Origin of the sequence: Planotetraspora mira (assembly GCF_016863275.1) — a bacterium.
Taxonomy (GTDB): domain Bacteria; phylum Actinomycetota; class Actinomycetes; order Streptosporangiales; family Streptosporangiaceae; genus Planotetraspora; species Planotetraspora mira.
The window spans coordinates 240,895-253,194 of record NZ_BOOO01000004.1 but is presented as its reverse complement, the minus strand read 5'-3'; the positions used below and the strand labels follow the sequence as shown (position 1 = coordinate 253,194).

Genomic DNA, 12,300 nt, shown 5'->3' with positions numbered 1-12,300 from the left:
CCCGCGTGATCATGCACAGATTCGTGATCAAGCCCTCTGGCGTGCCCCCACACCGGGCGTGATCATGCACAGGTTCGGCGACACGCCGTCCGGCCAGCGCGAACTCTCGCCGTGATCATGCGCAGATTCGGGATCATGCCGTACGACCAGGGTGAACGCCGAGCGTGATCATGCACGAAATCCCAGCCGAAGCGGAGGCGCAGGAGACCCGACTCTGGAGCCGCCCGGAGGGGTCGCTACACCACCAGCCAGCCGTACATCCAGGTGATGAAGGCCAGCCCGGCCAGGCACGGGACGATCGCGAACGCGCGAGCCCGCAACCGGAAGGCGGACACGGTGGACACCAGCCATGCGGCGATGGCGATCAGGCCGTACCAGGGGATCTCCTCCGGAAGGCCGATCGCCAGCGTCATCGGCGCGAAGCCACGCAGGCTGTCGATGACGAGCCCGATGAAGGCCAGCCCCAGCACACCGCCGAGGACGGCGAGCCAGTCGCCGCGCCGCCGGACCAGCGCCACCAGGCCGAGCAGAAGCTGGAGCGCCGATATGAGCGCGAACCCCAGCAGCGGGATCAGCATCACCGGATGCTTCGTGATCTCGTACGCGGACGAGGTCAGCAAGATCGTGCCGGGCTGGACCATCGGCCGGGGCGCCTCCGCGGGGTCGCAGGGCGCGCTCGCGGCCGGGTCGTCGAGGAACGCCGCGATCGTACGGCGCCCGCAGCCGCTGTTGAGGAAGACCGCGTGCCCCACCCCGGCGAACTCGACGAAGCGCGCGGACGGCGTGCGCAAGGCGGTCTCGCGGGCGGCCTCGGGAGGGGTGGTGGCGTCGAACTGACCGCCCACGACGAGTACGGGCGCGGCGAGGGCCGGCTTGCGCACCGGTGGCCTCGGGGTGCGGGGGGTCCTGGACTTGACCCTCCCGGTCCGTCCCGTCCCGCGTGTGTTTCCTGATCCGGTCGCGCCGGGCGTCGTGCGGGCCCTCGGAGTCCGGCCCTGGACGGTGCCGGTCTTGCCCGTACCCGTACCGGAGGCGCCGACCGCGGAACCGCCGGTCCCGGTCGTGCCGGTGCCGGTGGTGTTGGTGCCGGTCGTGCCCTTGCCCGGGGTCCCGGTCGCACGATTGGGGGTTGTGCTCCCGGTGCCTGGCGTCTTCCCGGGTGTGGAGGCCGGGGGCGAGCTGACCGCCGTCTTCGGAGGGGCAGGCCATGCCGGACACACGGCGGCGTCGGCGGCATAGGTGAACAGCGGCCGGCTCCCGGGCGCCGGGGCCGAGGGCGGCTGGTCCTGGCACAGGACCGTGTAGTACAGGCCCCACTCGTGCGACAGAAGGTCGTTGCCCACCTCGTCCAGGAGCGGCTGAAGCAGCCCGGTTCGGCCGTCGGCGACACCGTCGACGAGCGCGGGGAAGATCGGGATGACGTCGGACGACTGGAGGGACTCCGCCAGGATCGTGGCCACGTCCGCCCCGTCGAGGAGCAGCGTCACCTCAGCGCCCGTGATCGGGTTGCGGGTGGTGAGCGTGACCGGCTTCGCGTTCAACCGCGCGACCATCGCGTCGAAGCGGGCGGTGATCCCCAGTTTCGCGATGGTCGCCGCGAGCCTGGGCCAGCCGTCGCCGTTCGGCGCCACCCGGCCGGTCACCAGGGAGTCGAGCACCACGCTCCTGGTGCCCTGCGGGTCCTTGGCGGCGGCCTGGAGCATCACACGCGTGGAGTAGCTGACGCCCAGAAGGTTCCACTTCGAGTAGCCGAGCGCCTTGCGGAGATCGACCACGTCTGCGGCGATCTCGGAGGTCCGGTAGCCGGAGAGGGAGGCCTGTCCCGAGAGGCGATCCTGGCAGGTCAGGGCATCCTTGGCGAGCAGCGCGCTCTCCTGCGCCGCCTGGCCGGTGGTCTGGAGCGTCTGGACGAGGCCCTCGGCGATCTCGGGGCACTGGAGCCGGGGCTCGGAGTAACGATCGCCGCGCTGCTCGATCGTGATCACGTCACGGTTGGGCAGCATCTCCGCGAGGAACCCTGTCAGCTGCTGCGACGACGACCCCGGGCCGCCACCCATGTAGACGACCGCGTCGGCCTTGCGTCCGGGGCCCTCCGCGTGGTGTACGGCGTAGCCGACCTTGATGGTCGGGCCGGACGGCACGTCACGCCGTTCGGGGACGATGAGGAATCCGCAGATGGTCCCGGCCGGAAGCTGCTTGGAGCAGGGGTGCTGCTCGACCCGGGCCTGCTTCGTGGAGACGGCGCCGGGCGCCTGCGACGTCGATCCAGCGGTGCGGGTGGCCTTCGGCGTGGGTCGGCCGGTGGCGTGCGGTTTGGCGCGGCCGGTCGTCTGTGGTGTGGCTCCGCCGGTCGTCTGCGGTGTGGGGTCCGCGGTGACTCGCTCGGCGCGCGCTGCCGCCTGTGCACCCGGCATGACAAGAGAAGTCAGAACAAGTGCCGTGACAAATGCCGTGACGGCCGCTCCACGTATGCCCTGCAACCGTCAGCCCCGTTTCACCGAAACCCTGCAATTTCGCAGAAACCATAGCGCGAACACCACACGGTCGGAGCAAAGGGTTCAAGCGTGAATGAAGGGGTCGAGCCGGGTTCCTCCCGCTGGAGGACCGTCGATTTCCGGTCGCCACCCGGCCATGGATGGCCCCTGCGGCACGGACCCGGCCGGGCCCACCCGCTTGTACGGCTATGGCCGTACAAGCGGGTTAACCCGGTAGTGGAATTTCCCGACTGAGGGATCTGCCTCAGCAGCTCGGCTTGGGCCCGAGGAGTGTTTTCGGCTGATTTCCGCATCTCAACAGGGGCGTCAGCGAGGCGGCTCGGTGCTTTCGCGGATGACGAGGTCGGTCGCCAGTTCGACGCGGCGGGCATCGGACCCTTCTCCGCGCCCCATGGCGAGCACCATGCGCGCCGCGAGGGCGGCCATCTCCTGAAGCGGCTGCCGGACGGTGGTCAGCGGCGGCCAGGCCGACCGGGCCAGCGGCAGGTCGTCGAAGCCGACGACGCTCAGGTCCTCGGGGACCCGGAGGCCGCGCTGGCGTGCGGCCTCGAACACACCGAACGCCTGCAGGTCGCTCCCGGCGAAGATGGCGGTGGGCGGCTCAGGAAGCGACAGCAGGCTGTGCCCGTGGTCGTGGCCGGAGTTGACCAGGAAGTCGCCGTTCCGGATGAGCTCGGGATCGATGGCGAGGCCCGCGGTCTCCAGCGCCGCACGGTAACCGTCGATCCTGGCCCGGCTGCACAACATGTCGGACGGCCCGCCGATCATGCCGATCCTCGTGTGACCGAGGCTGAGGAGGTGGCGCGTGGCGGCCAGGCCGCCGTGCCAGTTCGTGGCGCCGACGGACGCGACACCCGGCGCCGGCTCACCTTCGGGGTCGACGACGACGAACGGAATCGAGCGGGCGCTGAGCTGCCCCTGCTGCCGCACGGAGAGCCGGGAGCCGACGATGATCACCCCGTCGGTGCGCCGTGCCGCGATGCGCTCCAGCCAGTCGCGCCCGGGGCCGGCGTGGGTGTGCAGAACCGAGATGACGACGCTCGCGCCGGCCTCGTGGGCCACGGTCTCGGCCCCCCGGACCAGTTCCATCGCCCACGGGCTCTCGATCTCCGCGAAGACCAGGTCGAGCAGCCCCACTGGTCCGTCGCCCTGTCCGGTCCTGCGCTGGTAGCCGTGCTTGTGCAGCAGGCGCTCCACGCGCTGCCGGGTATCCGGAGCGACCTCGGGGCGGCCGTTGATCACTTTGGAGACGGTCGGTACGGAGACGCCGGCCTCCTGGGCGATGAGGGCGATCGTCACCCGCCTTTTTGCTGGCATGCGTCAGAGCGTATCCGAAAACTTTCGGGGCTCTTCTCGCAGGGTGGGGGCCGTATGGTGGAGATCAGGTGGTGGGATCGCTCCCACGAGACCCTTGACGATGTCACTCGGCTTATTTATTCTCCGGGTCACGAAACATTCGGTTAATAGCCGAAAATTTCGGAAGCCGTGTGGAGGGCCGGACAGGTCGGCGTCCGACCCTCCCCGGCTGGCTGAACGAACATGGAGAACTCCCTCTCCAACCCGTGATCATGCACAGGTTCGGGGAAACGGTCGCTGACCTGCCACGACACCGGCCGTGATCATGCGCAAGTTCTGCCGTACGCCCGCTGACCAGCCGAAACGGCATACGTGATCATGCGCTGGCCGTCCACGGGCACGCCGCGTGGCGAGCGGGGCGCGGAGTGAGCGCCCTGAGCGAGAACATTGGCGCTGATTGAACGACCACTGCATGATCATCAAACGTGTCAGGCCTGGTCGGCGGCCGTTTCCAAGAACCTGTGCATGATCACAAAATGGATCGGCGCAGCTCAGCGTGCAAGTCGCAGAAAGTGTGCATGATCACGGCCGGGGTTGTGGCAGGTCAGTGGCCACTTCTCCGAACCTGTGCATGATCACGCCCGAGGGGAGGGTCAGGGGAGGGCTCGGCGGGTGGCTTGGCGGGTCACGTGGACGGCCAGAGCCGGCGAGAGCCGTACGAGACTCCATGCCCGCCTGGCGAACGACGGCACCACGATGAGCGCCTGGTCATGCTCCATGCCCCGGATGACGTCACGCGCCACGGCGTCGGCGGGGTAGAGCCGCTTCTGCACCCTGACCCCGATCGTCCGGGCAAGGCGGCCGATCTCGGTCTGCGGCAGGCCGGGGTTGGCGTGGTCGAGCAGCGGCGTGTCGACGAAGCCGGGACAGATGGCGCTCACCTTGACACCGTGCGCCGCCGCCTCGACCCGCAGGGCGAGGGACAGGCCGACGACGGCGTACTTGGTGGTGGTGTATGGCAACATCAGCGGCGCGGGGATCAGCCCGGCCAGGGAGGCGGTGTTGACGATGTATCCGAACCCCTGCTCGACCATGATCGGATATGCCGCATGGACGCCGTGCACCACGCCGCGCAGGTTGACGTCGAGCATCCGGTTCCAGTGGTCGAGAGTCAGCTCGTCGGTCCGGCCCGCGACCGCGATGCCGGCATTGTTGAACATGAAGTCCAGCCGCCCGCGGTCCGCCTTGAGGCCCCTCACCAGATCCTCCACGGCCGTCGCGTCCGTGACGTCCACTCGCGCTCCGGAGCATCCGAGCTCGCGAGCCGCCGACTCGGCGCCCGAGATGTCGGCGATCGTGACGTCGACGCCGCGACGGAGCAGTTCGATCGCGACGGCTCTTCCGATGCCGGACGATCCTCCGGTGACGATCGCGGTCTTCGCCATGTCGGCTCCTCCCCGCCGGTGCCGGTTCGTCATGCCGCGCGGGCCGTCGGCGCGTACCAGACGATCTATTCTACGAACGTCCAATAGCGCTGGCGAAGGTGCGTCGGCACACTGCGAACTCGCTCCATTTCCGCGCTTTCAAGATTCCCGCGCGGTACAGTTGCCGACCAAGGCCACGAGTCTGTGACCTTCTAGAACGGCGCTGCCTCGCCTACCGTCGAAGCGAGGGGATCGCGCGGAAGCACTGAGGAGCCCGGGTTGCCTGAAACCTGCGATGTCGCGATCATCGGCGGTGGTGTGATCGGATGCGCGATCGCTCACCGCCTTGGTTCTGAGGGACGCGACGTCGTCCTCATCGACGCGGGGGATCGCCTCGGTCTCGGCGCCTCCGACGCGGCCATGGGCGGCATCCTTACGCAGACGGAGCCCGCCTGCCTGGGCCCGCTGAGCACGGTCATCAAGCGCAGCCGCGACATCTACCCGGAATGGCTCGACGAGCTCACCTCGATCTCCGGCGCCGCGGTCCACGTGCTGGACGGCGGCGACATCCAGGTCGCGCTCGACGACGCGGCGATGACGCGGCTGGAGACCGATGTCCTGCCTCAGTGGAAGAACTCGCCCTTCGCCGTCGTCCGCCTGACCGCCGCGGACGCCAAGGAGCTGGAGCCGCTGCTGAGCGACGCGGTCGTCGGCGGGTTCCTGCTCCCCGAAGAGCTGGCGCTGGACCCGCGGGAGCTCATGGTGGCCCTCGGCAGGACGCTGACGCGGGAAGGCGGCGCGGTGCGGGTCCGGCTGGGCTCGCGGGCCACCGGCCTCGAGTCGACGCCCAACGGTGTGGTCGTCGAACTCGGCGACGGTTCGCGCATCTCGGCCGGCACGGTCGTCGTCGCCGCCGGGCATCACAGCGTGCGTTTCCTGCCCGAACTCAGGGAGCACCTGTTCCCGATCAAGGGTGAGGCCTTCGACATGCGGCCGCCCGGCGCCACCACCTACCCGCTGCGTCACCACGTCTTCACCGAGATCATCGAGGACGGCTACGAGGGGTACCCCTACCTCGTCCCGCGGCACGACGGCAGGGTCGCCGTCGGCGTCACGTACGAACCGCGTGTGGGTGACGCGGAGGTGACCGACCGGGCCCGTGACGAGATCATGAGGGGCGTGGCGGCGCTGATGCCGGCGGCCGCGAACTGGCCCATCGAGAAGCGCTGGGCCGGGCTGCGACCGGGGAGCACGGACCACATGCCGATCATCGGCTTCGTCGACGCGCATGAGCGGGTCCTGGCGGCCACCGGTCACAGCGGCCTCGGCGTCACCCTCGCCCCCGTCACCGCGGAGATGGTCTCGGCCCTCATCCGCCGTGACGTCGACGCGGAGACGCGCAAGCGGCTCGACATCTGCCGGCCCGACCGCGAGTTCCTCGCGGCCACACCGGCGGAGTCCACGGCGGCCGCGGCTACGCCAGCGGAGACGCCAGCTCCCACAGCTCTCTGAAGCGGTCGGTCCGCCGCTTCACCTGCGGCGGTTCGAGCACCAGGAGGGTGTGCACGAAGGTGTGCGTGGTGATCTCACCGACCTGCGGAGACGGGGTCACCTCATAGCTGACGACGTCGTCGAAGACGATGAAGTCGAACAGTCCCAGCGGAGTGACGAGGGTGTTCGGCGTGAGGACGCGCACCTGGACGCCGATCTCGGAGTGCATCTTGCAGATGCGGCGGAACTTCTCCGACTCCACTTCGGAACGATCCACGAAGAAGATGCGCCGGATGCGCACACCTTCACGGATGCGGTCCCGCTGCGCCTCGAGATAGCGCTGGCCCGCGTCGGTGGTCCAGAAGCCGCCGTCGAACTCGGTGATCCCCTGGTCGACCAGGTTGAGGCTGAGGGCGTCCAGGGAGCGCTGCGTGTTCGCGGTGAGGCCGAGGAGCCAGTCGCGGTCCTCGCCCTCGTAGATGACGTTGCCCTCGCCGAGCTCGCGGAGAAGCGTGGAGATCCTGGCGATCTCCGTCTGGGCGAACGCCTGGACGAGCGCCGGCATCCCCCTGTCGACCCGGGTGGCGTTGCGGACGAGCTGGGTGACCACGTCGGTCTGTACGGCGGACGCCTCCACCAGGCCGAACAGCTCGGTCGCCTCGTTGATCCTGGACATGCCCGCGACCATTTCCAGGCGGGTCGACTCGAGTTGCCTGTCGACGTCGATGAGGTACTGGACGACGATGACCACGCTGCTGATGAAGACGGTGAGGACGAGGCCCCACGCCTGGGGTTCCGCGTCGTTCCCGAGGAACGGGCCGTTGTCGTCGGTCACGAAATAGGTCGGGATGCCGACCGCCGCCGTGATGAGGATCTTCCTGAGCGTGCGTGGCATGATCTCGCGCGTCAGCTTGCTCTTCACCGTCACCGGGCCCCGCCCCCGCTTTTCTCTCGTAAGAAGGCCAACGTGTGGACCGCGAGCTGGTCGCGGACACGGTCGACCAGCGACTGCCACTGACGTGTGAATCCCGGACGCCGGTCGAGGCTTTCCCAGTAGGCGCTCAGCACGTCGTCGACCCGGGCGGACGGCATCCACAGATGCAGGAGGTGGTCCACGGCGGGAGCCAGCTTGACCGCCGCCTCCGGCCCCGGCGTGCCGCCGATGCGGGCGCGTTCGATGATGACCAGCAGGGCCGTCAGCAGCCAGTCGTGCAGCGCCAGATCCTCGCAGAGGTCGGCGACGGCGGGGGTGAACTCGCCCGTGTGGACGAGTCGCACCGTGCGCATCTGCTCGGAGTGAAGGGTGAAGCGGATGGCCGGCTCGCCCTGCTCGGCCACCCAGCGGAGGCGCGTACGGGCGATCTTGAACGGCGCCCGCCGGTCGAGGAGCGGGGACGACTGGACCACGTCGAGAAAGCGCGCGCTGATCGCGCCGAGGTCGAGGCCGTCCGCGGGCGGATCCTCGGCGAACCCGTCGGCGAGGTCCCGGGATTTGACCTTGCCCAGCACCTCGACCACGCCCGGCCGCGCGAGGTAGTGCGACCACGGCTGCCGGCGGTCGGAGCCGCTGCGCTCGATCCGGGTGTAGGAGGAGCCCTGCACCACCCGCCCGCCCGTGATGGAGGAGCGGGACAGAACCGTGCCCGCTCCTCTGATCCGCGACTGCGAGGCCGACGGCAGGCGGCAGTCGACTCCGGTCAGCAGATCCGGCGACACCGCGTAGACGATGGGACGCCGGGAGACGCGGACCCTCTCGCCCGAAAGCAGCTGGAGCACGTCCCGGCAGGTCGATTCGGGTATCTCCCCGGAGTTCTGCAGCAGCCCGGTGTGGACTTCCCCCATGACAAGCATCAGCTCGAAGGCTCCTAAGCGAAGACGTAGGAGATGCGGTCCACGAGCTCTTCTTCGAGCCGGATGCCCTCGCCGCCGCTTCGAGCGACCACCTGCCGAAGGACGTCGCCGTCCACCGCCACCTGGCTCAGGATCGTGCGCACGGCCAGTTCGACGGGCAGGAAACGAGGAGAGAGGACGGACAGCGTGGTGTACGCGCTGAACGGCGCCGCTGCCGGGTTCAGCTGCATGACGGCGGGGAGGGACTCCCAATCGTCGGGGAAGGCGTCTTCACGCATGACCGGCCGGAGCGGGAGCCGCCCGTCCGTGCGCAGCAGCCCGAGACGCAGGAGTTGCCAGACCGCGGCCAGGAACGGGCACGACCATGTGCGCTTCCCGCCGTTCTCGTCCCACAGCTCCACGTCCACGAAGATGGAGTGGCCACGCTTGGCGTTCTGCAGCGGGGGCGCCCACCGATTGGCCTTGCCCATGGCCTGTACGGTTCCCACCTGCGGAGACCGTGCGCCGTTGCACAACCAGCCGCTCTCCTTCACCGGTGGGCGGGACCCGTTGGTGTCCGGCGGCGGGTCGTTGACCAGCCGGTCCTCCACCAGCCTGGCCAGCTCGACGCCGTCCGACACGGCACAGGCCGACTCTCTGGCGATGTAGTCGATGGTCAGGTCGCAGTCGGCCGCGGCCTCGAGCACCATCGGCACCAGCTCGGCCGGTGTGCTGAACCGGCTGAAGTAGTCGTCGATGAGGAAGCACGTGCTGACCCTGGCGCGACCGCCCGGAACCCGGTCCTGCCAGCTCGACCGCACGGTGCCGGCCCAGGGGGCGACCCGGCGGAACTGCTCGCGCAGCCGTTCCGGCCCGGCCTCGAAGTCCTCCATGTAGAGATGCCCGAGCTCGATGGACACGTGGGAGAGGGGAGCGGACGCGATCCGGCGCTCAGCCGCGACCTCGCCGAACGTCGCGTTCACCGACGTCACAGACCCTCCCACGCGGCGTCGTCCACGATCTTCTTGGCCAGGTCGTCGAACGCCGCGGCCGTCTCGGCATTCGCGATCTTGCTCGCCAGGACGTCCTCGTCCGAGATGAGCTGCTCGCGCCACTGGAGGATCGGGTCCAGCGGGATCTTGCCGAGCATCGACGTGCGCCCGACCTTGTGCCGGCTTGCCAGCTCGCGCAGCTCGGTGTCGCACGCGAACAACCAGGCGCGCTGCTCGTCACGCAGACCCACCAGTTCGGCGGCGTCGGGTTCGAGCACGGCGGTCCTGACGAAGCGGATGCGGTCGCGGAGGGCGTCGCGTTTGTGCCCGAACCTCGTTCCGGCGTCGAGGAGTCCGTCGGCACCGGTGACCAGACCGTCCGCCGCGATGATGTGCTGCCGGGTCCAGCGGTGGAAGACCAGCCAGCGAAAGGGCACCGACGGCAGCCTGACCGTGGCCTGCAGGACCATCTCCGCGGTGAAGGAGCGGCCGGCGCTCACGTCGACCATGACCAGGTCGAACTCCTCATCGAGACGGCTGAACAACTGGACGCACCTTCGGAGCGTCTCCTCCTCGACGGCGGGAAGCTCGCCGCCGCCCTCGTTGCCGGGCAACAACACCAGCCGCCCCGCGCCGGGCGGCTTGGTCCGCAGCCCCTCTCGATCGGACTCGGTCCAGACGTCCACGCGGTGCGGCTCGGGGGCGCCCTCGCCGAGGAGGTAGTCGTGCAAGCCCTTCCGCGTGGTCCCTCTGGCCACCGAGCCGACGCTGAAGATCGCCCCGGCCGTCGGGGAACCGAAGTCGAAGTCGAGATAGCAGACGTCGTTGCCCTGCAGGGCATGCCTGTACACGATGTTGGTGCTGGTGACCGAGCGGCCTGTGCCGCCCTTGTCCGAGATGGCGAAGATCAGCATCAGATCGCCTCCGAGGCGCTGTCACGCGCGGTGGTGAGGCGTTCCAGGTCGAGAAGCGCGTCGATCACGAGGGCGTTGGCGGTGGCGGGCCGGCTACTGATGATCAGCCGGGCCCGGTTGAGGGCGGCCTGAATGCTTCGCAGCTTGGGCTGGATGGTCTGCCCGGTGATCAGCGGCCGGGTGACGAGTTCCTGGTCCAGCAGGTGCTCGGCCTCGCTGAGCATCTGGTAGGCGAAGTCGACCAGTTGCGGGCTCCGCAGGGGGGAGTCACCACTGGCCTGGGCGGCCGCGACGAGGAACTCGACCACGCGCTCGCTGAAGTACCAGGACGGCTCCTCGTGGTGGGCGTCCAGGTCGGTGAAGACGTTGGCGGGCTGGTCCCAGAGCCCGCGCCCGACACCCTCGGTGCCCCGGCGCTGCATGATGTGCCGCCAGATCCTGTCGGCGAGACTCAGCAGCTTCTCTCTGGTCCTGGTGTTCTGCGCGATCGAGGCGGCCCAGATCGTCCTCTTGAGCAACGTGATCGCGAAGTCGGAGACGACCCAGACCATGTGGGGGCCGAGGGAGTCGCTGCCCTGCAGATTGACCTGGACGCCGGGGGAGTGCATGAGGACGGGCAGGTCGCCCGGCACGGCCCTGCGGATGATCCTCGCCCGGATGGCGAGTTCCTCCAGGACGTCCGCGACCCGGCCCAGGTCGACGTCGCCGGTGCGGTTGTTGACGAGGCTCTGGACGACCATCGCGGTGACGCCGAGGCTGTAGTACTCCGACTCCTTCTCGTCGGAGGTCTTCCAGGGGATGTCCTCCAGGGGCCAGGTGCCCTTGCCGTACATGGCGATGGTGCGCCAGTAGCGCTGGGTGATGTCCCAGCGGCGCTGGAGCGCCTGGGCGAGGGTCAGCTGGTCGTCGTCGAGCAGGCCGAGGATTCTGGTCCGCTCCGACCACAGGTCCTGGACGCCGACGAGGGCGTTGACCGTGAAGTACAGGAAGGGGTTGTCCGCGGCGACGCCCTTGGGCTGAGGGCCGACGTGCAACGGCGTGACGACGTCGGGGGCGTCCTTCACGATCCCCCACGTCCAGCCGCACTCGAACAGCAGGTTCTCGTTGTCGAGGTCGACCTCGCTGCCGGATCCGATCGTGAGGTCGCGAAGGCCGGCGCGGACGGGGCGCAACTCGCGTCGCAGGTCGTCGAGGACCCGCCGCTCCGCGGCGCCCGTCTGGTTGACCGTGCGCAGCAGCGCGCGGCCCGCGGGGGAGCCGGGGTCGAAGGCGTTGACCGTGAAGCTGCGCAGCAGCCCGACCATGGCCGCGGACAGGCGGGTGTTGGACATGTTCTCCAACTCCCGGATCTCCTTGCGGATGTCCTCGCGCCGGACGCTCTGCCGGAAGACCTTGAGGAAGCCCAGTGTGCCCAGCATGAGCGTGACCGACATGGAGAAGGAGTCGACCACGTCGAGTTGCATCTGCTCCGGGGTGACCTTGACGTCGGGGTCGGCGGTGCTGAAGTAGGTACCGCCGGAGAAGAGCGGGCGCCCGTCGTCTCCGGTGTAGGTGCGCAGATACTCGCCGATGACCTTCAGGAGGAGCTTGGGGATCTCGACGCTGTCGCCCAGCCGGGACAGTGCCGTCAGCACGTCGTCGGCCGTCTCGTCCGGGGCGTCCAGCCGGAAACCGGGGAGTTCGGAGGCCGGATGCATGAAGCACAGGAGTTGCTCGGCGTCCGAGATGGAGTTCGACCCGTCTCTCCCGCCCCATGTCCACACCCCGTCACGGAGTGAGGTGCGGGCGGCCGCCTCCCAGACCTCCAGAAGCTGCTGACGGGGTTGGAGTTTCATATGTGAACCCTCTCTGCACTACG

Annotated in this window: 9 protein-coding genes; 1 reads left to right on the top strand and 8 read right to left on the bottom strand. The window is 69.0% G+C overall.

What is annotated here, in order from left to right:
- Positions 1 to 236 precede the first annotated feature (236 nt).
- From Pmi06nite_RS04690 to Pmi06nite_RS04680, 3 genes are all read right to left on the bottom strand, one after another.
- The gene (locus Pmi06nite_RS04690; RefSeq protein ID WP_203951568.1) at positions 237 to 2,414 is read right to left on the bottom strand and encodes an alpha/beta fold hydrolase; all 2,178 of its coding nucleotides are present in this window, start codon (positions 2,412 to 2,414) and stop codon (positions 237 to 239) included.
- 387 nt (positions 2,415 to 2,801) lie between these two features.
- Entirely contained in the window at positions 2,802 to 3,812 is a 1,011-nt protein-coding gene (locus Pmi06nite_RS04685) for a LacI family DNA-binding transcriptional regulator (protein WP_203951567.1), read from the bottom strand.
- 632 nt (positions 3,813 to 4,444) lie between these two features.
- The gene (locus Pmi06nite_RS04680) at positions 4,445 to 5,236 is read right to left on the bottom strand and encodes an SDR family NAD(P)-dependent oxidoreductase (RefSeq protein WP_203951566.1); all 792 of its coding nucleotides are present in this window, start codon (positions 5,234 to 5,236) and stop codon (positions 4,445 to 4,447) included.
- 258 nt (positions 5,237 to 5,494) lie between these two features.
- Here Pmi06nite_RS04680 and Pmi06nite_RS04675 point away from each other — a divergent pair, with 258 nt between their 5' ends.
- Positions 5,495 to 6,727: an NAD(P)/FAD-dependent oxidoreductase gene (locus tag Pmi06nite_RS04675; protein ID WP_203951565.1), complete on the top strand. Its 1,233-nt coding sequence runs from the start codon at positions 5,495 to 5,497 to the stop codon at positions 6,725 to 6,727.
- On the opposite strand, the gene Pmi06nite_RS04670 is transcribed toward Pmi06nite_RS04675, so the two are convergent.
- The 5 genes from Pmi06nite_RS04670 to Pmi06nite_RS04650 are packed head-to-tail and all read right to left on the bottom strand — an operon-like array spanning position 6,690 to position 12,277.
- Positions 6,690 to 7,634 carry a hypothetical protein gene (locus Pmi06nite_RS04670; protein WP_203951564.1) on the bottom strand — a complete coding sequence of 315 codons (945 nt, stop codon included), beginning with the start codon at positions 7,632 to 7,634 and terminating at the stop codon, positions 6,690 to 6,692. The genes Pmi06nite_RS04675 and Pmi06nite_RS04670 overlap by 38 nt on opposite strands.
- On the bottom strand, positions 7,631 to 8,548 hold the full coding sequence (locus Pmi06nite_RS04665; protein WP_203951563.1) for an SCO2521 family protein: 918 nt from the start codon (positions 8,546 to 8,548) through the stop codon (positions 7,631 to 7,633). Before Pmi06nite_RS04665 ends, Pmi06nite_RS04670 begins: the two co-directional genes overlap by 4 nt.
- A gap of 23 nt (positions 8,549 to 8,571) precedes the next feature.
- Positions 8,572 to 9,528: an SCO2522 family protein gene (locus Pmi06nite_RS04660; RefSeq protein WP_203951562.1), complete on the bottom strand. Its 957-nt coding sequence runs from the start codon at positions 9,526 to 9,528 to the stop codon at positions 8,572 to 8,574.
- On the bottom strand, positions 9,525 to 10,442 hold the full coding sequence (locus Pmi06nite_RS04655) for an SCO2523 family variant P-loop protein (protein WP_203951561.1): 918 nt from the start codon (positions 10,440 to 10,442) through the stop codon (positions 9,525 to 9,527). The genes Pmi06nite_RS04660 and Pmi06nite_RS04655 overlap by 4 nt, the downstream gene beginning before the upstream one ends.
- The gene (locus Pmi06nite_RS04650) at positions 10,442 to 12,277 is read right to left on the bottom strand and encodes an SCO2524 family protein (RefSeq protein WP_203951560.1); all 1,836 of its coding nucleotides are present in this window, start codon (positions 12,275 to 12,277) and stop codon (positions 10,442 to 10,444) included. Before Pmi06nite_RS04650 ends, Pmi06nite_RS04655 begins: the two co-directional genes overlap by 1 nt.
- Positions 12,278 to 12,300: the final 23 nt, after the last annotated feature.